The sequence below is a fragment of the Microbacterium meiriae genome (assembly GCF_032364335.1).
GTDB lineage: Bacteria > Actinomycetota > Actinomycetes > Actinomycetales > Microbacteriaceae > Microbacterium > Microbacterium meiriae.
In genome coordinates, this window is sequence record NZ_CP133984.1 from 1 (window position 1) to 22046 (window position 22046).

Annotated in this window: 22 protein-coding genes and 2 tRNA genes; 18 read left to right on the top strand and 6 right to left on the bottom strand. The window is 67.9% G+C overall.

The features are described 5' to 3' along the window. The 12 genes from dnaA (at position 1) to RI211_RS00060 (ending at position 13393) form a co-directional block, all read left to right on the top strand. Positions 1–1392 carry a chromosomal replication initiator protein DnaA gene (gene dnaA, locus RI211_RS00005; protein WP_187662787.1) on the top strand — a complete coding sequence of 464 codons (1392 nt, stop codon included), beginning with the start codon at positions 1–3 and terminating at the stop codon, positions 1390–1392. Positions 1393–1877: 485 nt separating this feature from the next. Further along, positions 1878–3020 carry a DNA polymerase III subunit beta gene (gene dnaN, locus RI211_RS00010; protein ID WP_259954814.1) on the top strand — a complete coding sequence of 381 codons (1143 nt, stop codon included), beginning with the start codon at positions 1878–1880 and terminating at the stop codon, positions 3018–3020. A 49-nt stretch (positions 3021–3069) separates the two neighbouring features. Then, positions 3070–4284 carry a DNA replication/repair protein RecF gene (gene recF / locus RI211_RS00015; protein ID WP_315636778.1) on the top strand — a complete coding sequence of 405 codons (1215 nt, stop codon included), beginning with the start codon at positions 3070–3072 and terminating at the stop codon, positions 4282–4284. Continuing rightward, positions 4277–4786 (top strand): DciA family protein, encoded by a 510-nt coding sequence (locus tag RI211_RS00020; RefSeq protein ID WP_187662790.1) that lies wholly within the window; start codon positions 4277–4279, stop codon positions 4784–4786. Before recF ends, RI211_RS00020 begins: the two co-directional genes overlap by 8 nt. Positions 4787–4904: 118 nt before the next feature. Then, positions 4905–6986, top strand: coding sequence for a DNA topoisomerase (ATP-hydrolyzing) subunit B (gene gyrB / locus RI211_RS00025; RefSeq protein WP_187662791.1), 2082 nt, complete (start codon positions 4905–4907; stop codon positions 6984–6986). 72 nt (positions 6987–7058) lie between these two features. Then, the gene (gene gyrA / locus RI211_RS00030) at positions 7059–9614 is read left to right on the top strand and encodes a DNA gyrase subunit A (RefSeq protein ID WP_315636779.1); all 2556 of its coding nucleotides are present in this window, start codon (positions 7059–7061) and stop codon (positions 9612–9614) included. Continuing rightward, positions 9611–10015, top strand: coding sequence for a DUF3566 domain-containing protein (locus tag RI211_RS00035; RefSeq protein WP_025102877.1), 405 nt, complete (start codon positions 9611–9613; stop codon positions 10013–10015). The genes gyrA and RI211_RS00035 overlap by 4 nt, the downstream gene beginning before the upstream one ends. 163 nt (positions 10016–10178) lie before the next feature. Beyond that, entirely contained in the window at positions 10179–11552 is a 1374-nt protein-coding gene (locus tag RI211_RS00040; RefSeq protein WP_315636780.1) for a sensor histidine kinase, read from the top strand. Beyond that, complete coding sequence (locus RI211_RS00045) at positions 11540–12229, top strand: LuxR C-terminal-related transcriptional regulator (protein WP_187662794.1); 690 nt, start codon at positions 11540–11542, stop codon at positions 12227–12229. The genes RI211_RS00040 and RI211_RS00045 overlap by 13 nt, the downstream gene beginning before the upstream one ends. Beyond that, positions 12226–13131, top strand: a complete 906-nt coding sequence (locus tag RI211_RS00050; RefSeq protein ID WP_315636781.1) for a DUF4097 family beta strand repeat-containing protein — start codon at positions 12226–12228, stop codon at positions 13129–13131. The genes RI211_RS00045 and RI211_RS00050 overlap by 4 nt, the downstream gene beginning before the upstream one ends. An 86-nt stretch (positions 13132–13217) precedes the next feature. After that, positions 13218–13291 (top strand) — tRNA-Ile (locus RI211_RS00055). Positions 13292–13317: 26 nt separating this feature from the next. Beyond that, positions 13318–13393, top strand: a tRNA-Ala gene (locus RI211_RS00060). A gap of 18 nt (positions 13394–13411) precedes the next feature. Here RI211_RS00060 and RI211_RS00065 read toward each other — a convergent pair. Both RI211_RS00065 and RI211_RS00070 read right to left on the bottom strand, forming a co-directional pair. Then, on the bottom strand, positions 13412–14533 hold the full coding sequence (locus tag RI211_RS00065) for a M24 family metallopeptidase (protein WP_315636782.1): 1122 nt from the start codon (positions 14531–14533) through the stop codon (positions 13412–13414). 51 nt (positions 14534–14584) lie between these two features. Further along, a complete protein-coding gene (locus RI211_RS00070) occupies positions 14585–15031 on the bottom strand; it encodes a hypothetical protein (protein ID WP_315636783.1) in 447 nt (148 codons plus the stop codon). Between the two features lie 136 nt (positions 15032–15167). On the opposite strand from RI211_RS00070, the gene RI211_RS00075 reads away from it, so the two are divergent. Continuing rightward, positions 15168–15590 carry an NUDIX hydrolase gene (locus tag RI211_RS00075; protein WP_187662798.1) on the top strand — a complete coding sequence of 141 codons (423 nt, stop codon included), beginning with the start codon at positions 15168–15170 and terminating at the stop codon, positions 15588–15590. Between the two features lie 11 nt (positions 15591–15601). On the opposite strand, the gene RI211_RS00080 is transcribed toward RI211_RS00075, so the two are convergent. Together RI211_RS00080 and RI211_RS00085 are read right to left on the bottom strand one after the other, a co-directional pair. Then, positions 15602–16084 carry an aminoacyl-tRNA deacylase gene (locus tag RI211_RS00080; RefSeq protein WP_315636784.1) on the bottom strand — a complete coding sequence of 161 codons (483 nt, stop codon included), beginning with the start codon at positions 16082–16084 and terminating at the stop codon, positions 15602–15604. Beyond that, a complete protein-coding gene (locus RI211_RS00085) occupies positions 16081–16578 on the bottom strand; it encodes a hypothetical protein (RefSeq protein ID WP_025102885.1) in 498 nt (165 codons plus the stop codon). The genes RI211_RS00080 and RI211_RS00085 overlap by 4 nt, the downstream gene beginning before the upstream one ends. 146 nt (positions 16579–16724) lie before the next feature. On the opposite strand from RI211_RS00085, the gene RI211_RS00090 reads away from it, so the two are divergent. Together RI211_RS00090 and RI211_RS00095 are read left to right on the top strand one after the other, a co-directional pair. Continuing rightward, a complete protein-coding gene (locus RI211_RS00090; protein ID WP_187662799.1) occupies positions 16725–17282 on the top strand; it encodes a peptidylprolyl isomerase in 558 nt (185 codons plus the stop codon). A gap of 21 nt (positions 17283–17303) precedes the next feature. Beyond that, entirely contained in the window at positions 17304–18197 is an 894-nt protein-coding gene (locus tag RI211_RS00095) for a rhomboid family intramembrane serine protease (protein WP_315636785.1), read from the top strand. Positions 18198–18348: 151 nt separating this feature from the next. Here the strand turns inward: RI211_RS00095 and RI211_RS00100 are convergent, their stop codons facing one another. Beyond that, positions 18349–18588 (bottom strand): cell division protein CrgA, encoded by a 240-nt coding sequence (locus tag RI211_RS00100; RefSeq protein WP_025102888.1) that lies wholly within the window; start codon positions 18586–18588, stop codon positions 18349–18351. A gap of 104 nt (positions 18589–18692) precedes the next feature. Here RI211_RS00100 and RI211_RS00105 point away from each other — a divergent pair, with 104 nt between their 5' ends. The 3 genes from RI211_RS00105 to RI211_RS00115 are packed head-to-tail and all read left to right on the top strand — an operon-like array spanning position 18693 to position 20297. Beyond that, positions 18693–19487 carry a class E sortase gene (locus RI211_RS00105; protein ID WP_187662801.1) on the top strand — a complete coding sequence of 265 codons (795 nt, stop codon included), beginning with the start codon at positions 18693–18695 and terminating at the stop codon, positions 19485–19487. Between the two features lie 25 nt (positions 19488–19512). Further along, positions 19513–19668 (top strand): DUF4175 domain-containing protein, encoded by a 156-nt coding sequence (locus RI211_RS00110; protein WP_136051341.1) that lies wholly within the window; start codon positions 19513–19515, stop codon positions 19666–19668. Next, on the top strand, positions 19665–20297 hold the full coding sequence (locus RI211_RS00115; RefSeq protein WP_259954805.1) for an anthranilate synthase component II: 633 nt from the start codon (positions 19665–19667) through the stop codon (positions 20295–20297). The genes RI211_RS00110 and RI211_RS00115 overlap by 4 nt, the downstream gene beginning before the upstream one ends. 19 nt (positions 20298–20316) lie before the next feature. Here RI211_RS00115 and pknB read toward each other — a convergent pair whose 3' ends face one another. Then, complete coding sequence (gene pknB / locus RI211_RS00120; RefSeq protein WP_315636786.1) at positions 20317–22008, bottom strand: Stk1 family PASTA domain-containing Ser/Thr kinase; 1692 nt, start codon at positions 22006–22008, stop codon at positions 20317–20319. Positions 22009–22046 lie beyond the last annotated feature (38 nt).

The following is a 22046-nucleotide window of genomic DNA, read 5'->3' on the forward strand; positions in this document are numbered from 1 at the left end:
ATGTCCTCACCAGCCCAGCCCGAAGTCCCGATCTGGACCACGGTGCAGGAGCTGCTGGAAGCCGACGATCGGGTCACGCCGCAGCTCCAGGGCTTCCTGAGCCTCGCGGTGCCGGCCGGGGTGATGTCGGCGACCCTGTACCTCGAGGTGCCGAACGACCTCACCGCCGCGCAGATCAACAAGCGTCTCCGCCTGCCCATCATGGAGGCCCTCGCTCACGTCGGCGAAGAGGTCACGTCCTATCGGGTGGTCGTGAACCACGAACTCGCGGACCAGCCGACGGCCCCCATCGCGGTTGCCGACTTCGGTCGCCAGGAGCCGGTGCGCGCCGAGTCGCCGATGGAGCAGCCGACGGCGCTGCGCCACGAGTCCCGCCTCAACCCGAAGTACACCTTCGACAACTTCGTGATCGGCCAGTCCAACCGGTTCGCACACGCGGCCGCCGTGGCCGTGGCCGAGGCTCCGGCCAAGGCCTACAACCCGCTCTTCATCTACGGCGACTCCGGACTGGGCAAGACACACCTCCTCCACGCCATCGGTGACTACGCGCAGTCCCTCTACGCCGGGGTGAAGGTGCGGTACGTGTCGAGCGAGGAGTTCACGAACGACTTCATCAACTCCATCGCCAACAACCGCGGCGCCGCGTTCCAAGCGCGGTACCGCGACGTGGACATCCTCCTCATCGACGACATCCAGTTCCTCCAGGGACGGGCGGAGACGCAGGAGGCGTTCTTCCACACGTTCAACACGCTGCACGACCACAACAAGCAGGTCGTCATCACCAGCGATGTCGCACCGAAGCACCTGACCGGCTTCGAGGACCGCATGCGCAGCCGGTTCGAGTGGGGCCTCATCACCGACGTGCAGGCGCCCGACCTCGAGACCCGTATCGCCATCCTGCGGAAGAAGGCGCAGAGCGAGGCCCTCCACATCCCGGACGAGGTGCTGGAGTACATCGCCACGGTCGTGTCCTCGAATATCCGCGAGCTGGAGGGTGCACTCATCCGCGTCTCCGCGTTCGCGAGCCTGAACCGCTCTGCCCTCGACATCTCCCTGGCTCAGACCGTGCTGCGGGACATCATCGACACGGCCGAGGACAACATCATCTCGCCGACCGACATCATCACCGCGACCGCGCAGTACTTCAAGCTCACCGTCGACGACCTCTATGGCTCCAGCCGTTCGCAGCAGATCGCCACCGCACGGCAGATCGCCATGTACCTCTGCCGTGAGCGCACCAGCCTCTCCCTCCCGAAGATCGGTCAGCTCTTCGGCAACCGGGACCACACGACGGTCATGTACGCCTACAAGAAGATCAGCGAACTCATGAAGGAGCGTCGCTCGATCTACAACCAGGTGACCGAGATCACCACGCAGCTCGGTCGTCGCTGACGACCTGCACCCACGAGAGGGACGCCGCATCCGACACCGGACGGCGTCCCTCTCGGCGTTTCGGCGACATGCACCCGCCGGATAGATGCGTCTATGCACATGTGGATAACTTGTGGATGAACGTGGAACGCGCCGTCTCGAATGTGGGGCGATCGGGGAAACCTGTGGATAACCCCGGGACGGCGAAACGACGACCGACCCCTGTCCACCCGCGGATTCCTCAGGGTCTCCACAAGTGACACGTGTGTAGTTCCCTACTCGCGCCTGCTTTCCACCGACTTATCCACAGTATCCACAGGTGTTAACACCGTTAAGGAGTTAAGTCATTCAGGGTGCGATCCGATCACCAGACGGTGGGGAGAACCGGCGGCGGCATGACAAGTCCTCCGGCGTAGGGAACCGCAGGACTGTGGGGCTAGCATGGGATTCCCTGCAGTGGCAGGACCCGACGACGACCCGTCATGTTCGACGACAAGGGAGCACCCGTGAGGTTTCAGGTCAACCGCGATGTCTTCAGCGAGGCTGTGTCCTTCGTCGTCAAGCTGCTGCCCCAGCGCAATCCACAGCCGATCCTCGCCGGTGTCCTGATCGAGGCGGACGGCTCCGGACTCACCCTCTCGGCCTTCGACTACGAAGCATCCGCACGGACGACCATCGAGGCGACGGTCGAGACACCGGGCACGATCCTCGTCCACGGGCGGCTGCTCTCCGACATCGCGAGCCGCCTCCCGAACGCTCCCATCGAGATCGCCGTCGAGGATGACGGCGGAATCGCCGTGACCTGTGGCTCGGCTCGCTTCACCCTCGCGGCCATGCCGGTCGAGGAATACCCGTCCATTCCCGAGGTGTCCGGATCCTCCGGCGTCGTCCCGGCCGACGATTTCGGCACGGCGATCGCGCAGGTCGGCTTCGCCGCGTCCCGTGACGACGTGACTCCCGTGCTGACGGGTGTCCAGCTCGAGGTCACCGGACAGACGCTCAGCCTCGTCGCCACCGACCGCTATCGGGTCTCGCTCCGCGACGTGCCGTGGGACGGCGAGGCCGTCGAGGCCACCGCACTCGTTCCCGCCCGCACCCTCGTCGAGGTCGGCAAGACGTTCGGACACGCCGGCACGATCCAGATCGCCTTCTCGGGTGCCGGGGATCGCGAGATCATCGCGTTCACCGCCGGCAACAAGACCGTGACGTCGCTGCTCATCAAGGGCAACTTCCCCCCGGTCCGCCGCCTCTTCCCCGAGCAGACCGACCACTACGCTGTCGTCAACACCGCCGATCTCATCGAGGCCGTCCGCCGTGTCTCCCTCGTGCTCGACCGCGCGGCGCCACTGCGTTTCACGTTCTCGACCGACAGCGTCACGATGGACGCATCGGGCAGCGAGCACGCCCGCGCGTCCGAGTCGGTCGACGCGATCCTCTCCGGCGGCGACGAGGTGACGCTGGGTCTCAACCCGCAGTACCTCATCGAAGCCCTCGGTGCGGTCAAGAGCGAGTTCGTGCGGGTGACCTTCACCTCCAGCGACAACGCCAACAAGCTGAGCCCGGTCCTCATCACCAGTCAGACGTCGGTCGACCAGGCCGGTCTGGACTCGTTCAAGTACCTCCTCCAGCCCAACCTCCTGCTGCGCTGAGCACCCCCGGCCCCGAGGGAGTGTCCGACCCGGAAGGTAGGCTGGCTCCGTGATTGTGGAGCATCTCAGCCTGGTCGATTTCCGCAATTACGCGACCGCGGAACTCGCCTTGCACCGCGGGCCGAACGTCCTCGTCGGGCGGAACGGCCAGGGCAAGACGAACCTCGCGGAGGCGGTGGTGTTCCTCGCGACGCTGGGATCGCATCGGGTGTCCTCGGACGCGCCGATGGTGCGGGACGGGCAGGAGTTCGCCGTCATCCGGGCCCGGCTCGCGCACGGTGAGCGACGCGTGCTCGTCGAGGTGCAGCTCAATCGCCAGGGTTCGAACAAGGCGCGGATCAACGGCTCCCCGTCGAAGACGAACGAGCTCCCCCGCTACGCACATGTCGTGCTTTTCGCGCCGGAGGATCTCCAGATCGTGCGGGGCGACCCCTCGGCCCGCCGCCGGTTCGCCGACCAGCTCCTCATCCAGCGCACCCCGCGACTCGCCGCCGTGCTGGGTGACTACGACCGCGTGCTCAAGCAGCGCAACGCCCTGCTCAAGTCGGCGCGGGCGCGGGGCATCCGCGGTGAAGCGCTGAGCACCCTCGACGTCTGGGACGACAAGCTCGTCTCCCTCGGATCCGAGATCATCACGGCACGGCAGCGGCTGGCGTCCGATCTGCAGCAGCCCGTCGCCGATGCATACGCGGCGATCGCCGGCGCGGACCACCGTCCCCGGCTCGACTGGGCGCTGTCGGTCGCCGGCAGCGATCCCGAGGATGACGACGACCGCGATGACGCGGACGGTGCCGCTCCCGTCGACGACGTGCGCGGGGACGCCCGTCGCATCGCCGAGATGTTCCGCGCCTCCCTCGCGGCGAAACGCTCGAACGAACTCGACCGCGGCCTCACCCTCACCGGACCCCATCGGGACGACCTGGTGCTGCGGGTCCGGGACCTGCCGGTGAAGGGGTACGCCTCCCACGGCGAGTCCTGGTCGGTCGCACTCGCCCTGCGACTAGCGTCCGCCGAGCTGCTCCGCAGCGAGTCCCCGGCCGGCGACCCGGTACTGATCCTCGACGACGTCTTCGCGGAGCTGGACGCCGATCGGCGGCAGCGGCTCGCCGCGCTCACCGCGGGCTACGAGCAGGTGGTGGTCACGGCCGCGGTGGAGGAGGATATCCCCGACGTGCTCCATGCTCACGTCGTCCGCATCACGGCGGGGACCATCACCGATGAACGGGACCGGCTGCAGGGAGAGGACGGTGCGCCGAATGACTGACGTGGTCACCGACAGCGCGGCCTCGGCGGAGGCTCCCGAGACCGTCGCCACCTACCTGCGACTGCGGGGACTCAAGCCGAGCGCCAAGAACTGGAAGCGCAAAAGGCGGATCTCCGTCGACGACGACAACGCGCCGTTCACCCCCGGCCGCGATCCGGGAAGCCTCGGCGCCGTCCTCGACACGCTCAGCCGCGAATCCGGCTGGGAGACGACGCTCGCCCGGGAGGACCTCGTCCGCCAGTGGGCTGACCTCGCGGGGGCGGACACCGCGAAGCACTCGGAGCCGGTGTCTCTCGAGCGCGGACTGCTCACCGTCAAGTGCGATTCCACCGCGTGGGCGAAGAACCTCCAGTTCATGCGCGCGACGATCCTCACGGAGATCGGACGACGGTACCCGGAGGCGGGAGTGGAGAACCTCCGCTTCATCGGACCGGACGTCCCCTCGTGGAAATGGGGTCCCAGAGCCGTTCCAGGGCGGGGCCCGCGCGATACCTACGGGTAGGGCACCATGCAAGGGGTCCGAAACGCTCAGAGGGCCACACGCGGCCGTTGAGCGGCATTTCGACTCGAAACCCGGCTAGAATGGGAGTTCGAGATATCGATCTGGAGAATGCCCTCTGATGACGCCTGAATCCCCTGCTGACGAGACGGAACCGAACAACGACGCTTCGTCGGGCTCACAGGCCGGAGGATCGGCGGCACCCGCACCGAAGAAGCAGCAGCCCGGTGAGTACGGCGCCGACTCGATCCAGATCCTCGAAGGACTCGAAGCGGTCCGCAAGCGACCCGGCATGTACATCGGCTCGACCGGTCCCCGCGGACTGCACCACCTCGTCTACGAGATCGTCGACAACTCGGTGGATGAAGCGCTGGCCGGGTATGCCGACACGATCTTCGTCACCCTCCTCGCCGACGGCGGCGTACGCGTGGTCGACAACGGTCGCGGTATCCCAGTCGACCCGCACTCGTCGGACCCCTCGAAGTCGACCGTCGAGGTCGTGCTCACGATCCTGCACGCGGGCGGCAAGTTCGGTGGCGGCGCCTACGCCGTCTCCGGCGGTCTGCACGGCGTCGGATCCTCGGTGGTGAACGCCCTGTCGACCCGCTTCGACGTGGAGGTCAAGCAGAAGGGCTTCGTCTGGCGGCACAGCTTCGCCGACGGCGGCGTCCCGCAGCAGAAGCTCGAGAAGGGCGAGGCCACCGAGGAGACCGGGACCAGCATCACGTTCTGGCCGGACGCGGAGATCTTCCAGGAGACCGTCGAGTTCGACTACGACACGCTCCGCACCCGGTTCCAGCAGATGGCGTTCCTCAACAAGGGACTGCGCATCGAGCTCTCCGACGAGCGGCCGGAGTCGGCGTACGAGACCGAGGAAGACGGCCAGGCGGTCACGAAGCAGCCGGGCGACGTCTTCTTCTACGAGCGCGGTCTCGTCGACTACGTCGAGTACCTGAACAAGGTGCGCCACGCCGAGGTCGTCAACGAGGAGATCATCGCCTTCGAGTCCGAGGACACGGCGCGCAAGATCTCGCTCGAGGTCGCGATGCAGTGGACGACGTCGTACACGGAGAACGTGTTCACCTACGCCAACACCATCAACACGCACGAGGGTGGCACGCACGAGGAGGGCTTCCGGGCGGCGCTCACCACGCTCGTCAACCGCTATGCCCGTGCGAACAACCTCCTCAAGGAGAAGGACGACAACCTCTCCGGAGACGACGTGCGCGAGGGGCTGACCGCCGTCATCTCGATCAAGCTCGGCGAGCCCCAGTTCGAGGGTCAGACCAAGACGAAGCTCGGCAACACCGAGGCGAAGGCCTTCGTGCAGAAGGTCGTCGGCGATCAGCTCGGCGACTGGTTCGAGCGCAACCCGAACCAGGCGAAGAACGTCATCCGCAAGGCCATCGACGCGGCGACGGCACGCCTCGCCGCGCGCAAGGCACGCGAGACCGCGCGTCGCAAGAGCGTGTTCGAATCCGCAGCGATGCCCGACAAGCTCAAGGACTGCACGAGCAAGGACCCGTCGATCAGCGAGATCTTCCTCGTGGAGGGCGACTCGGCCGGCGGTTCGGCGGTGCAGGGTCGGGACCCGCACACGCAGGCGATCCTGGCGCTGCGCGGCAAGATCCTCAACGTCGAGCGCGCGCGTCTCGACAAGGCGCTCGGCAACAAGGAAGTCCAGGCGATGATCCAGGCCTTCGGCACGGGCATCGGCGAGGAGTTCGACATCGAGAAGGCGCGGTATCACAAGATCGTGCTGATGGCCGATGCCGACGTCGACGGTCAGCACATCACCACCCTGCTGCTCACCCTGCTGTTCCGCTACATGCGCGGACTCATCGAGGCCGGCTTCGTGTACCTCGCGATGCCGCCGCTCTACCGCCTCAAGTGGTCGAACGCAGCACACGAGTACGTGTTCAGCGACGCCGAGCGCGATGCGCTGCTGGCCTACGGCCTGGAGAACGGCAAGCGCATCCCCAAGGATGCGGGCATCCAGCGCTACAAGGGTCTCGGCGAGATGAACGCCAAGGAACTGTGGGAGACCACGATGGACCACACCACCCGGACGCTTCGTCAGGTGACCATCGAGGACGCCGCCGCCGCGGACGAGATCTTCAGCGTGCTGATGGGCGAGGACGTGGAATCGCGTCGGAGCTTCATCCAGCGCAACGCCAAGGACGTCCGGTTCCTCGACATCTGATCACCGCGGGGTCCCTGAGTCCGTCGAACGGGACCCGCTGCTCCGACCAGCTCAGCCCACCAGGAAAGACACATGACTGACGAAGAACGCCCCGACATCACCGAGGGTCACGAGCACGGCAAGATCGACCAGGTCGATCTGCAGTCGGAGATGCAGCGCAGCTATCTCGACTACGCCATGGCGGTCATCGTCGGCCGCGCCCTCCCCGACGTCCGCGATGGCCTCAAGCCGGTGCACCGCCGTGTCATCTACGGCATGTACGACGGTGGGTTCCGCCCTGACAAGTCGTTCTCCAAGTGCGCCCGCGTCGTCGGCGAGGTCATGGGTCAGTACCACCCGCACGGCGACTCGGCGATCTACGACGCCCTCGTCCGTCTGGTGCAGCCCTGGTCGCTCCGGTACCCGCTCGCCCTCGGCCAGGGGAACTTCGGCTCCCCGGGCAACATGGGTGCCGCAGCCCCGCGATACACCGAGACGAAGATGGCTCCGCTCGCGCTCGAGATGGTGCGCGACATCGAGGAAGACACCGTCGACTTCACCGACAACTACGACGGTCAGACGCAGGAACCCACGGTCCTGCCCGCCCGCTTCCCGAACCTGCTCGTCAACGGCTCGGTCGGCATCGCGGTCGGGATGGCGACCAACATCCCGCCGCACAATCTGCGCGAGGTGTCCGACGCGGCGCTCTGGGCTCTCGACAACCCCGGGGTCTCGCGCGATGAACTGCTCGAGGGTCTGATCCAGCGCATTCCGGGCCCGGACTTCCCGACCGGCGCGCAGATCCTCGGCACCAAGGGCATCCATGAGGCGTACCGCACGGGTCGCGGCTCGATCACGATGCGCGCAGTCGTCAACGTGGAGGAGATCCAGGGTCGCACCTGCCTCGTCATCACCGAGCTGCCCTACCAGGTCAACCCCGACAACGTGGCGGTGAAGATCGGCGACCTCGCCCGTGACGGCAAGATCACCGGCATCGCCGACATCCGTGACGAGTCGTCGGACCGCACCGGTCAGCGCCTGGTCGTGGTGCTCAAGCGCGATGCGGTCGCGAAGGTCGTGCTGAACAACCTGTACAAGCACACGCAGCTGCAGGAGAACTTCGGCGCGAACATGCTCGCGATCGTCGACGGTGTCCCCCGGACGCTCGCGATCGACGGCTTCATCTCGCACTGGATCGCTCACCAGATCGATGTGATCGTCCGGCGCACGGAGTTCCGCCTCCGCGAAGCCGAGAAGCGCATGCACATCCTGCGCGGCTACCTGAAGGCGCTCGACGCGCTCGACGAGGTCATCGCCCTGATCCGCCGTTCGCAGACCACCGCGGATGCGAACGAGGGACTGCAGAAGCTCCTCGACATCGACGAGATCCAGGCCGACGCGATCCTGCAGATGCAGCTGCGTCGACTCGCCGCTCTCGAGCGTCAGAAGATCATCGATCAGGCCAACGAGCTCGAGGCTCAGATCACCGACTACAAGGCGATCCTGGCCGACGAGGGCCGCCAGCGCTCGATCATCCGCGAGGAGTTGACGGGCATCGTCGAGCGGTTCGGCGACGAGCGGCGGACGCACATCCTGCACGGCTTCGACGGGGACGTGTCGATGGAAGACCTCATCGCCGAGGAGGAGATGGTCGTCACCGTCACGCGCGAGGGCTACATCAAGCGCACGCGCAGCGACAACTACCGCTCGCAGCACCGCGGCGGCAAGGGTGTCAAGGGCGCCCAGCTGCGCGCGGACGACATCGTCGAGCACTTCTTCGTGACGACGACGCATCACTGGCTGCTGTTCTTCACCGACAAGGGCCGGGTCTACCGCGCGAAGACGTACGAGGTGCCGGAAGCAGGGCGCGACGCGAAGGGCACCCATGTCGCGAACCTCCTCGCGCTGCAGCCGGACGAGAGCATCGCGCAGGTCCTCGACATCCGCGACTACGCGGTCGCGGACTACCTCGTCCTCGCCACGCGCGAGGGCCTGGTCAAGAAGACCCGTCTGGACAACTACGACACGAACCGCCAGGGCGGCGTGATCGCGATCCGTCTGAACGACGAGGACGAGCTGGTCAGCGCCCTCCTCGTCAACGCCGAGGACGACATCCTCCTCATCAGCCGCAAGGGCATGTCGGTGCGATTCCAGGCGACCGACGAGGCGTTGCGCCCCATGGGCCGTGCCACCGCCGGGGTGAAGGGCATGAAGTTCCGTGAGGGTGACAGCCTGCTGTCCGCCTCCGTCGCCGCACCCGGGAAGTACGTCTTCGTGGTCACCGATGGGGGCTACGCGAAGCGCACCGCCGTCGAGGAATACCGCGTCCAGGGGCGTGGCGGATACGGCATCAAGGTCGCCAAGTTGAACGACGATCGGGGCACTCTCGCGGGTGGTCTGATCGTGTCCGAGGACGACGAGGTCTTGGTGGTTCTGTCCAGCGGCAAGGTGGTACGCTCTGCCGTGGCCGAGGTCCCCGCCAAGGGTCGCGACACCATGGGAGTGGTGTTCGCCCGCACGACGGAGGCCGACCGCATCCTCGCCATCGCCCGGAACGGCGAGCGTGGTCTCACCGAAGAGGAGACCGAGCCGGATGCCGACGCCGAGGCCCCCCAGACGACTGAGACACCCGAGGATACAGACGCATGAGCACAGTGGCTGACAAGCTGGCGAAGAAGTCGACACGCAAGACCGGTGGCAAGCAGGTCCGGCTGCGGCTCGTCTACGTCGACTTCTGGTCCGCGGTGAAGCTCTCGTTCCTGGGCGCGGTCGCTCTGGCCGTCGTCACGATGGTGTCGTTCTTCCTGATCTTCCTCGTGCTGCAGGCGACCGGCATCATGTCCACCGCCGACGAGTTCGTGCGCAGCTTCACCGACGGCGCGATCCCGCTGTCCGAGCTCGTGGGGCTGCCGCAGGTCATGGCGTTCGCGGCCGTCGTCGCCATCCTCAACCTCATCGTGTTCACGGTGCTCGGCGCCGTCGTCGCGGGCATCTACAACCTGGCCGTGAAGGTCACGGGCGGGTTGCTCGTCGGCTTCATGTCGAACTGACCCGAAACCCCGTCTTTCCGCCGAAACCCCGGCTTGCGCACCGATGCAGGCCGGGGTTTCGGCGATAGGGCGGGGTCTCGGCGGGTGGGGGTAGGGAAAACCCGAACGGGAGTGTCCGGTTGACTCGGTGGGCGAGGTCCGGCGGCGGCCCTACCGTGGAAGCATGACCACACAGACTGCGACCCCGGGCACCGCGCCGGCGGTGAAGCCGCCGTTGCGCATCCCGCTCACGATCCTGCATCTCGCCGGTGTCGGGGTGATCGGGGGCGCCATCTTCGGCATGCTCGGCGGGCTCCTCGGCACCGGACTCGGCCTCCTCTTCGTCTTCGGCGTCGGCATCGTGGTGCTCGTGGGCCTCGTATATGCGCTCTTCGGCGTCGGCTGGTTCGAGATCGCCCGCGTCGCCGGCCTGTACCGGGTACCCAACGCCCCGCTGCGACTCCAGCCGCGGGACCGTCCCGGCTTTGGCGGCTGGCTCCGCGCGCTCGGGAGGCAGGCGATCGATGGGCGGATGTGGCGTGCGGTGGCGAACTTCGCCATCACCGCGGTCCTCGGCTTCGTGGTGCTCCGACTGTTCTGGGCACTCCTCTGGTCGATGATCATCGCCTTCGCACCGCTGACCTCGGCCGAGACCATCGTCGGCCCCTTCGGTGGCGGGCAGATCCCGGTGTCCTGGGCGCCCGTGATCGGCATCCTCGGCGCACTCGCCTCCGCCGCCGGGATCATCGGCCTCGCGCTCCTGGCCCGGACACTCGCGCTGGCGATCGTCGCCCGGGCTCGTGAGGTCGAGCTCACCGAGCGTGTCCGCGCATCCACCGCCCAGCGTGAGGGTGCCGTCCGTGCGGCCGATGTGGAACGGACGCGGATCGAGCGCGATCTGCACGACGGCGTCCAGCCGCGGCTCGTCTCCGTCGGGATGACGCTCGGGCTCGCCCAGCAGAAGATCGACACCGACCCCGACGCCGCGAAAGAGCTCATCTCCGAGGCCCACACGTCGACGAAGGCCGCCATCACCGAACTGCGGCAGCTCGCCCGCGGGATCCACGCCTCCGTGCTCGACGACCGCGGACTCGACGCCGCGTTGTCCGCGCTGGCCAGCCGCTCCCCCATCCCCGTGCAGTTGGACGTGCGGATGGACCCTTCGACAGGCTCAGGGACCCAGGGCGGTGGCTCAGGGACCCAGGGGTACGGCTCAGGGGCCCAGGGGTACGGCTCAGGGACCCAGGGTGGCGGCGCAGGGGCAAGCCGGCCCGGACGTGATGCGGAGGCGGCGGTGTACTTCTCCATCGCCGAATCGCTGACCAACGCGGCGAAGCACTCCCGAGCGAGCGAAGCGCGGGTCACCGTCCGGCTCCGCGAGGGAAACGTCCTCTGGGCGCGGGTCGAGGACAACGGCATGGGCGGCGCCCAGGTCATCCCGGGCGGGGGCCTCGACGGCATCGCGAACCGGATCCTCGCCGCGGGCGGGACCTTCCGTCTCGACAGTCCGCAGGGCGGCCCGACCAGCCTGGAGGTGAACGTGCCATGCGCATCCTGATCTGCGAGGATTCCGTCCTCCTGCGCGAGGGGCTCGTGCGTCTGCTCGAGGACGCCGGCCACGAGGTGGTCGCGGCCCTCACCGACACGACCGGTCTCCGCGAGGCCGTGACGTCGACGACGCCGGACCTCTGCATCCTCGATGTGCGGCTGCCGCCGACCTTCACGGACGAGGGCATCCGCGCGGCGCTCGATCTGCGGGCGGTGCATCCGTCGCTCGCCATCCTCGTGCTGTCCCAGTATGTGGAGGAGCGCTACGCGTCCGATCTCATCGCCGCGCAGGGCGGTCCGCTCGGCTACCTCCTGAAGGACCGGGTGGCGGATGTCGCGGAGTTCATCGATTCGGTGCAGCGGATCGCCGACGGCGCCACGGTGCTGGACCCGGAGGTCGTGGCCCAGCTCCTGACCCGCCGGAACCGCGACGATCGCATGATGCGGCTCACCGAGCGGGAGCGCACCGTGCTGGCGCTGCTCGCCGAGGGCAAGTCGAACCAGGCGATCGCTGCCCTCCTCTTCCTCTCGGGAGCGAGCGTCGAGAAGCACATCACCTCCATCTTCCAGAAGCTGGGCTTCGAACAGGACGAGGCGGGCAACCGCCGCGTGCTCGCCGCGCTGGCCCACCTCGAGAACACGGGCGGCACGACGCCGTCGAACGGCCAGACAGGAGTCTCACGATGACCACCGAGAACACCGGAGCACAGGGCGGGCACACCCCGATCACTCCCCCGCCGCCGTCCGCGGCTTCCCCCACGCCGTCGCCGAGCGCGCCCGGACCGCGGCGTTCATCCGGAGCGACCGCCGTCATGATCGTCACCGCCGTGGTCGGTGGGATCGCCCTGCTCGGAGCCGGAGGCACGGCGGCCGTCGCGGCGACCGGCACCCTTCTGTCCTCCAGCCGACCGGATTCGGTGCAGACGGTGGACGTCGACGGCGTCACCGCGATCGATCTCGACGCCGATGCGAGCATGGTCCGCATCGACTTCGGAGATGTGGACGCGGCGGAGCTCTCCGTGACCAACGGTCGAGGTTCGTGGACGTTCGAGCGCGAAGCGGACGAGCTCGTCGTCCGGAGCCCTCGGCCCGCCTTCGGCTGGTGGTTCGGCAACTGGTTCGGTGACGACGAGCGCGCCGTGCTCACCCTTCCGAAGGAGCTCAGCAGCTCGGACCTCGACGCGAGCCTCACGCTCGATGCCGGCGCTCTCGACGTCTCCGGCGAGTTCGGCGCCCTCGAGGTGCAGATCAACGCCGGATCCCTCGATGTCTCCGGAGCGGCCTCGGCCGTCGATGTGCAGATGAACGCGGGGCGGGCGGACGTCCTCCTCGACGGCGTCGACGAGGCGGATCTCGGCATCGCCGCGGGTGATCTGACGGTGGATCTGACCGGCGACGCGCCGACGACGACCACCATCGACGTGAGCGCCGGATCCCTGAACCTGACCCTTCCGGATGTGGAGTACCGGATCAGTCAGGACGTCAATGCGGGGTCGTTCGATGCCCGTGTCGACGAGTCGCCCAGCGCCCGTCGCACGATCGACGTGTCCGTGTCGGCCGGCAGTGTGAACGTCGACCCCGGACGATGAACCGGGCGAGGGTGGGGCTCCGGTGCGGGGTCCCCGCCCTCGATTCGGATTTTCGCCGAAACTCCGGTAAAGTTCTGGAGGTTGACGGGGCTATAGCTCAGGCGGTTAGAGCGCTTCACTGATAATGAAGAGGTCCCAGGTTCAAGTCCTGGTAGCCCCACCCTTTCAATTCAAGAATTCCCTCACGGGGCCTTAGCTCAGTTGGTAGAGCGCCTGCTTTGCAAGCAGGATGTCAGGAGTTCGAATCTCCTAGGCTCCACCATCCTCCCCCCGCCTCACCTCACCCGTCGGTTGCCGTGAGTCCGTGCGGTGCCGTGTTCAGGCGTTCGACTCCGTCCGCCGTCACGACCACGATGTCCTCGATGCGGGCGCCCCACTCTCCCGGGAAGTAGATGCCGGGCTCGATGCTGAAGGCCATGCCCTCTCGGATCACGAGGTCGTTGCCGGGGGCGATGTAGGGCTCCTCGTGCACCGAGACGCCGATCCCGTGACCCGTGCGGTGCAGGAACGCCTCCCCCAGCCCGGCCTCCGCGAGCACCGAACGGGCGGCCGCGTCGACCTCCGCCGCCGTGACTCCAGGGCGCACCGCATCCACCGCCGCCTGCTGCGCGCGGACGAGGGTGGCGATGCGGTCCGCAGCATCCGGATCAGGCGTTCCGACGACATAGGTCCTCGTGCTGTCCGAGTTGTAGCCGCTCGGCACGGCGCCGCCGATGTCGACGACCACCACGTCGCCCTCCTCGATGACCCGGTCGGAGACCTCGTGGTGCGGATCCGCGCCGTTGAGCCCAGAGCCGACGATGACGAACTCGACCGTCCGATGGCCTTCCTCGATGATCGCCGCGGCGATGTCGGCGGCGACCTCTCGCTCGGTGCGCCCCGCGCGCAACCAGGCGGGTACGCGGCGGTGCACGGCATCGATCGCCGCGCCGGCGCGACGCAGCTCGGCGATCTCCTCGTCATCCTTGATCATCCGGCCCTCCCGGAGGACGGGCGTGGCGAGTTCGAGCCGCGCCTGCAGCCGCTCCCCGATCGGCACGACGTGCAGCGCGGGAAGCGCATCCGAGACGCCGACGCGCGAGACGGAGCCCGTCGCCGCGGCCACGAGGGCGTACGGGTCCTCGCCGTCCACCCAGTCGGCGACCGTCAGTCCCAGCTCGCCGATGGCCGTACTGCGCACCTTGGCGAGCTCCATGCGTGGGACGACCACCGTAGCCGCGCCCCGGGGAGGAAGGACCAGCGCGGTCAGCCGCTCGATGGTGTCGCCCTCGACGCCGAGGAGGTACTGGAGGTCGGGGCCGGGGCCGACGACGATCGCGTCGAAACCGGCAGCATGCGCGAGGTCCTGCGCGCGCTCCAGGCGGCGGGCGTAGACGGCGGCGGAGAAGGGGAGGGTGCTCACAGCCACCACGCTAACGCGAGCGACACCGCTGCGTCAGGCCTTCACCGCGAATCAGCTGATCGCCTGGCGGATGCGAGCGGCGAGGAAGTCGAGATCCTTCTCCGTGAGCGCGGTCACCGCGTACGCGGTCGGCCACACGGTGCCGTCGTCGAGGTGGGAGATCGGCTCGAAACCGAATGTTCCGTAGCGGACCTTGAACTTGCTCGCCGGCTGGAAGAAGCACAGCACCTTGCCGTCACGGCCCCACGCCGGCATACCGTAGTACGTCCGGGGCACGAGCTCCGGCGCCACCTCGGACACCAGCGCGTGCAGCTTCTCGGCGAGCTGCCTGTCCTCGTCGGTGAGCTTCGCGACGGCTTCCTTGAGATCGGCCTCGCCGGCGGCGCGCAGTTCCTCGGGCGACTTCTTGGCTCGGGAGCGTCGGGTGCGCGCCTCCTTCGCGGCGGCCTGCATGGCCTCGCGCTCCTCGGTGGTGAAGTTCTTCTCGGTGTCGGCCATGATGGTCCTCTCGTGCGGCCTCGATGATGGTCCCAGCGTAGGGACGCCGACCGCTCCCGTGCTTCTCGATTCGTGATCGATCCGCCGGTCCCGTCACGCGGCGGGCGATGGCTCGATACCCGGATAGGGTGTCTCCATGGACCTGCGCGTCGCCGCATACGGGGTCGTCACCGATGAGGGTGGGCGCCTCCTCCTGGCGCGATGGACCGAGGGCCGGCGAGTGGCCTGGACCCTCCCCGGCGGTGGGCTGGAGCCGGGCGAGGCGCCCGAGGATGCCGTGCGCCGGGAGATCCGCGAGGAGACGGGCTACACGGTGAGGGTCGGGTCGCTGCTCGGTATCCATTCCCGTGTCATCCCCGCCGGGCGGCGCGTGCAGAAGTCGTCGGATCCGCTGCACACCCTGCGCATCGTCTACCGGGCGGAGGTATCCGGCGGGAAACTCCGCTGGGAGACGGAGGGATCCACCGATCGCGCGGAATGGTTCCCGCTCCCCGCGGTCGCGGGTTTGCAGCGTGTTCGCCTGGTCGACATCGCGTTGCGGATGGCCGGCATCCTCTAGGAGTCGAGCCGTCAGCGTTCGTCGGGAACCGAGATGTCGGCGACGGTGGCGTCGTACGCGGCGATGAGGTCGTCGGCGTCGACGAAGAGGCTGTAGCCGTGCGTGCCGGCGCCCATCGCCACCCGCTGACCGACGATCGATGCGTCGGCGTAGACCGGCCAGTCGGTGGTGCTGCCGATCGGCACGATGGTCCCGCGCTCGTAGCCGGTCGCCGCGAGGGCCAGCTCGGGCTCCGGGAGGCGCAGCTTGTTGACGCCCACGAGGGCGCGCAGCTTGGGCCAGGAGATGGATCGTCCGCCGGGGACGAGAGCGAACAGATACGTGTCGTCCGAGCGTTTCACCACGAGGGTCTTCACGATGCCCGACGGCGGGATGCCGAGGATCTCGGCGGCCTCGACGAGGCTAGGCGCCTGCGGCCGCTCGCGGATCTCGATGTCGAGTCCACGGGCGGCCGCCGCATCCCGCACCCGCGCGTGCGGGTCGGGAGTGGTCACGCGTCGGGAGCCGACAGCGGGTCGTCGGCCACCCACAGCTCATCGTCGGCCCGCAGCGCCTGCCAGGCGGCGTAGAGCACGCCGACCGCGGCTGCGGCACCCAGGACGATGGCGATGACGGATCCGAGACCAGGACCCTTCTTCTGCGAGACGGCCTTGCGCGCCTTGTACTCGACGCCGTGACGCTTGGCGTTCGCGACGTCCCAGGCGGTCAGTGCCGTACCCACGACACCGCCGACGATCGGGACGACCTTGTCGTCCACGACGTGCTTGCCGGCCTTCACCGAACGGTCGACGACCGGGGCGACGCGGCGGTTGTAGGTGTCCTGGACGACCGGGACGATCTGCTCGCGATTGAAGTTGCCGAGCTGGCGACCTGCCTCACGAGCGACGTCGGCAGCGTGGCCGACGAGCACCTGCTGGTCTTCCCACAGCTGGTTCGCGTCCTTCTGAAGACGACGAAGCTGCTTCTTCCGCTTGCGGCTGAGGCTCACGATGCTCTCCTGTCCATTGGAGTACGGGTTCCCCATCTTGCCACGAGAGGCTGGATGCGGCGAGGGAATCGCCCGCCCCTTGCATCATCGGCCCCTGCGTTGTACACGCCCGGCCCGCTCACCGGAAGCTCTGCGAGAATGAACGCATGGTTCACGCTTCCCACGTCGCAACTCTGCACACCAACCACGGTGACATCGTCATCAACCTCTTCGGCGACCACGCTCCGAAGACGGTCAAGAACTTCGTCGGCCTCGCCGACGGCTCCCAGGAGTGGACGCACCCCGCCACCGGCAAGCCCGGCGAGGGTCCTCTCTACAAGGACGTCGTCTTCCACCGCATCATCCCGAACTTCATGATCCAGGGCGGCGACCCGCTCGGTCAGGGCGTCGGCGGTCCGGGGTACAACTTCGACGACGAGATCAACAACGAGCTCAACTTCAACGAGCCCTACATCCTCGCGATGGCCAACGCGGGTCTTCGCCGCAACGCCATCACCGGCAAGGTCGAGGGCACGAACGGCTCGCAGTTCTTCATCACGACCGACCCGACGCCGTGGCTGCAGGGCAAGCACACGATCTTCGGCGAGGTCGCCGACGACGCCTCGCGCAAGGTCGTCGACGCGATCTCCGCCGTTCCGACCGCGGCGGGCGATCGCCCGATCGAGCCGGTCGTGCTGCAGTCGATCGACATCGTCGCCGCCTGACGACAGCGACGGCCGATCCAGATGACGACGCCCGAGTTCACGAACAACCGTGAGAACTTCTGCTACCGGCATCCGGATCGGCAGAGCTTCGTGCTCTGCCAGCGGTGCCTTCGGACGATCTGCCCGGAGTGCCAGACGCCTGCCCCGGTCGGCGTCATCTGCCCGGAGTGCATGAACGCGGAGCGCAAGAACCGCACCCCTGCGCAGAAGAAGGCCGCGCGTCGGTGGGGCGGCGGTGGGGCCGCCACCATGGGTGCCGTGCGCAGCGGCAAGCCCGTGGTCACGTACGCGCTGCTCGCGGTGACGTCGTTCATCGGCCTCGTGCAGCTCATCCCCGGGCTCAACGCCCCGATCATCCAGGCCCTCGGCTTCTACGCGCCGTTCCTGTACCCAAACCTCTCCCTCCTGCCGTTCGAGCCGTGGCGGTTGCTGACGGTGCTTTTCGTGCACGGCGGCTTCGTGCATCTCGCCCTGAACATGCTCGCGCTGTGGATGCTCGGACAGAATCTCGAACCGATGCTCGGTCGCGTCCGCTACCTCGCGCTGTATCTCATCAGCGGTCTCGGCGGTTCGGTCATGGTGGCCGTTCTCGCGCCGGAGACGTGGACGGTCGGCGCCTCGGGGGCGATCTTCGGACTCCTGGCGTCGCTCCTGATCATCGGACGGCACATCGGGGCGAACGTCACCGGCATCCTCGTCATCCTCGGCATCAACTTCGCCTTCGGATTCTTCGCGGGCGGCATCTCCTGGCAGGCGCACCTCGGCGGCGCGATCACGGGTGCTCTCGTGGCGCTGATCTACGTCCGCACGAAGCGCCGCGATCAGCGGACCTGGCAGATCGTGTCGCTCGCAGCCCTGGTGGTGCTGTTGATCGTCGTGGTCGCCGTGGTACCGCCGCTGATCCTTTTGGCCTGATCCCGAGTTGTTAACAGGGTTGTTAACCCCTGTGAATAACATCGGTGTAATTCTCCCCAGTGTGGGGATAACCTGTGGATAACTTCCGCTTCGCTCCACAGACGAAAACCCCCCGCCGAAGAGGCGAGGGGTTTTCTGTCGTTCTTCGCGGTCAGCGCCAGCGTGTCGTCATGAGGAATCCGATGAGGGCGATGCCCAGGCCGATGGCCAGATTCCAGTTGTCGAGCCCGGGGATGGGGAACTGCATGCCCGAGATGTAGAAGACGAGGATCCACGCGAGGCCGAGGAGCATGAAGCCGATCATCACCGGCTTGAACCAGACGGCGTTGGGAGCGGCGTCGCCTTCGGCGCGCTCGACGGCGGGTTCTTCGGTCTTGCGGTCACGTGCCATGCCGTCATTGTACCCGGGAGACCTCGGCGCCGACGAGCCGTCAGGGCGCGGATCGGCGATGCCCCAGCTCCTGCTGCACAGGTCGGACGGATATGATCACGCCCATGACTGCATCTGTCGCGCCTGGGGGGCGGCGCGAACGGCGGCAGCGACCACGGTCGCGAGCCACGTTCGCGAGCGTGCTCGGCGAACTGCTCCTGACCGCGGGCGTCGTCGTCCTCCTCTTCGTCGCCTGGCAGATGTGGATCGGCGACATCATCATCGCGGCCCAGAAGAACGAGGAAGGTGCCGCGATCTCGCAGCAGCTCGCCGCGGGGGAGGCACCGGAACTGCCGCCGCTGGTCGAGACGGACGACGGCGAGACCGTGTACGAGGCGCCCGTCCCCACGGCGCCGGCCGACGGGGAGTGGTTCGGTCAGATGCACATCCCCCGATTCGGGGCCGACTACAACTTCGGCATCTACGGGGGCACGAGTCGCGCGCGCACCCTCGACCAGAAGGGCATCGGCGTCTACACGCAGTCGAAGATGCCCGGAGAGGTGGGGAACTTCTCGCTCGCCGGCCACCGGACGACCTGGGGGAAGCCGTTCAACCAGCTCGACAAGCTGCACGTGGGCGACGCGATCGTGGTGGAGACGCCCGACGGCTGGTACACCTACCGGTTCCGCACCCTGGAGTATGTGAAGCCGACGCAGACCGACGTGCTCGCCGACGTGCCGCAGATGCCGGAGCAGCAGACCGGCGAGCAGTACATCACACTGACGGCGTGCTCGCCGCTGTACTCGCTCGCCGAGCGCATCGTCGCCTACGGGGTGTTCGAGAGCTTCCAGCCTCGGGCCGAGGGGCCTCCGTCCGCCCTCACCGACCCACCGCCCCCGCCGGCCGCGCCGTCCGTCTGACCCGCCACCAGGAGAGAGAAGACCCATGTACGCCGCACTCTGGCGCCTGCTGCCCGGCCCGTGGTGGCTGCGCGTCCTCATCCTGCTCGTGGTGATCGCCGCGGTGCTCTACGCGTTGTTCTGGTACGTGTTCCCGTGGGTCAGCCCGCTCATCGCGCCGGGCGAAGTCGACGTCGAATGACCAGGGTGCTCGTGGTCGACAACCACGACAGCTTCGTGCACACCCTCGTGGGCTACCTCCGGGAACTCGGCGCCGACACCACGCTGGTGGAGTCGGACGCGACCGACCCGGCCGGGATCGACGCGCTTCTCGGCGCGCATGACGCCCTCCTGCTCTCTCCGGGGCCGGGGGCGCCCGCCGATGCCGGCGTCTCGGTCGACGCGGCACGCATCGCGATGCGGCGGGGAGTGCCCACCCTCGGAGTATGTCTCGGGCACCAGGTCATCGGGGCCGCATTCGGCACGGCCGTCGGTTCCGCCCCCGAGGTCATGCACGGCATGGTCTCGGCCGTCCGGCACGACGGCTCCGAGCTGTTCGCGGGCCTGCCCTCACCCTTCGACGTCGGGCGCTACCACTCGCTCGCTCTCGCGGCGGGTGACCTTCCCGCCGACCTCACCGTGACCGCGACCGCCCCCGACGGCACCGTCATGGCGCTCGCGCACCGGACACTGCCGGTGCACGGGGTGCAGTTCCACCCGGAGAGCGTCCTCACCCCAGGGGGCTACCGGCTCCTCGCCAACTGGCTCCGGCTGTGCGGCGACGAGGAGGCCGTCACCCGCTCCGTCCGCCTCGACCCGCTCGCACGCTGACCCGCTGCGGAGTGTCGCGTCAGGATCCGGTGCAGTAGCGGAGTTCGACCGACGACCCGACCGGGACGTCGCCCGGCGCGACGGACATCGAGTGCACGGTCTCCGGATCCGTCGCCGGGCACTCCGGCGCCTCGGTCGGCACCGGGGTGAGCCCCAGGTCCTCGAGCGCCTGCGTGGCCGAGTCCATGGACCAGCCGACGACGTTGTTCAGGGTGACCTTCCCGCTGGCCACCTCGAGGTTCACGACGGTGCCGGGAGCGACCTCGGCATCCGCCTCCTCGCTCGCCGTCATGACGGTGTTGGCTGCGAGGCCCTTGTCGTTGCGCTGCGTCACGGTGCCGAGTTCGAGGCCGGCGGCCTTCAACGCCTTCGTCGCGGCATCGAGGGACATCCCCTCGAGCTTCGGCACGACCACTGTCTCTTCGCCGGAGGACACGTACAGGGTGACGGTCGAACCCTGCTCCACGGAGACGCCGCCCTCGGGGTCGGTGCGGATCACGTTGCCCTCGGCGATCGACGGGCTCGACTCGATGACGATCTTGGAGGAGAGATCCAGCTCAGCGAGATCGTCCTGTGCGCGCTCGGAGGCGACGTTCGTCAGGTCGGGGACGACTCGCGAGGTGCTGGGCACGTCGGCGGGACGCATGCTGATGGTCCAGACCCAGAACAGCACCGAGGCCAGGAGCACCGCCAGCAGGGCGACTCCCGCCCAGATCCAGGCGACGGGCGGTCCCGACTGCGTGCGGGCCATCGTGGTGTCGGTGCTGAGCTGACGCAGCGACCGCGCCGTCTCCTGCGCCTGGCGGGGGCTCGGGCCGTAGAGCTCGCTGGTCAGCGCGCCGATCTGCTTGCGGGTGGGTGCGGCGCCCGTCACCGCGGCATCCAGAGCGGCGCGGAAGTGCGCGGCATCCGGATACCGCTGGTACGGGTCCTTGGCGAGGGCACGCAGCACGATCGGGTCGAGGGCGGCGGGCGACTCCTCGTTGACCTCGGAGGGCGGGACCGGCGTCTCGCTGACGTGCTGGTAGGCCACGGCGACCGGCGACTCGCCACGGAACGGCTGTCGCCCCGTCAGCAGTTCGTAGAGCACGACCCCGGTGGAGTAGAGGTCGGCACGGGCGTCGACAGGTTCGCCCTTGGCCTGCTCGGGGGAGAAGTACGCGGCGGTGCCGATGATCTGAGTGGTCTCGGCGACCGTCGAGGACGAGTCGGACACCGCGCGCGCGATGCCGAAGTCCATGACCTTCACCTGGCCCTTGTCGGTGACCATGACGTTGCCGGGCTTGATGTCGCGGTGCACGACGCCCGCGCGATGCGAGTAGTCCAGCGCTTCGAGGATGCCGTCGACGTAGCGCACCGCGTCCTCGACGGGAACCGGACCGTCGGCGATGATCTTCTTGAGCAGGGTGCCCTTGACCAGCTCCATCACGATGTACGGCGGCTCGTCCGAGGAACTGTCGACCGTCGACGGATCGCCGGCGTCGTACACACGGACGATCGACGGGTGCGACATGCGCGACGCCGACTGCGCCTCCAGGCGGAACCGCGTGCGGAAACTGGTGTCGCGGGCGAGATCGGGATCGAGGATCTTGATCGCGATCTCGCGGCCGAGGGTCAGGTCGTACCCGCGGTACACCTTCGCCATCCCGCCGTGTCCGATGAGCTCGTCGACGCGGTACCGGCCCGCGATGACTTGTGGCTCTGTGGACACGGATGACCCCCCTGGAAACGACTGCGGCTGGACTGGAT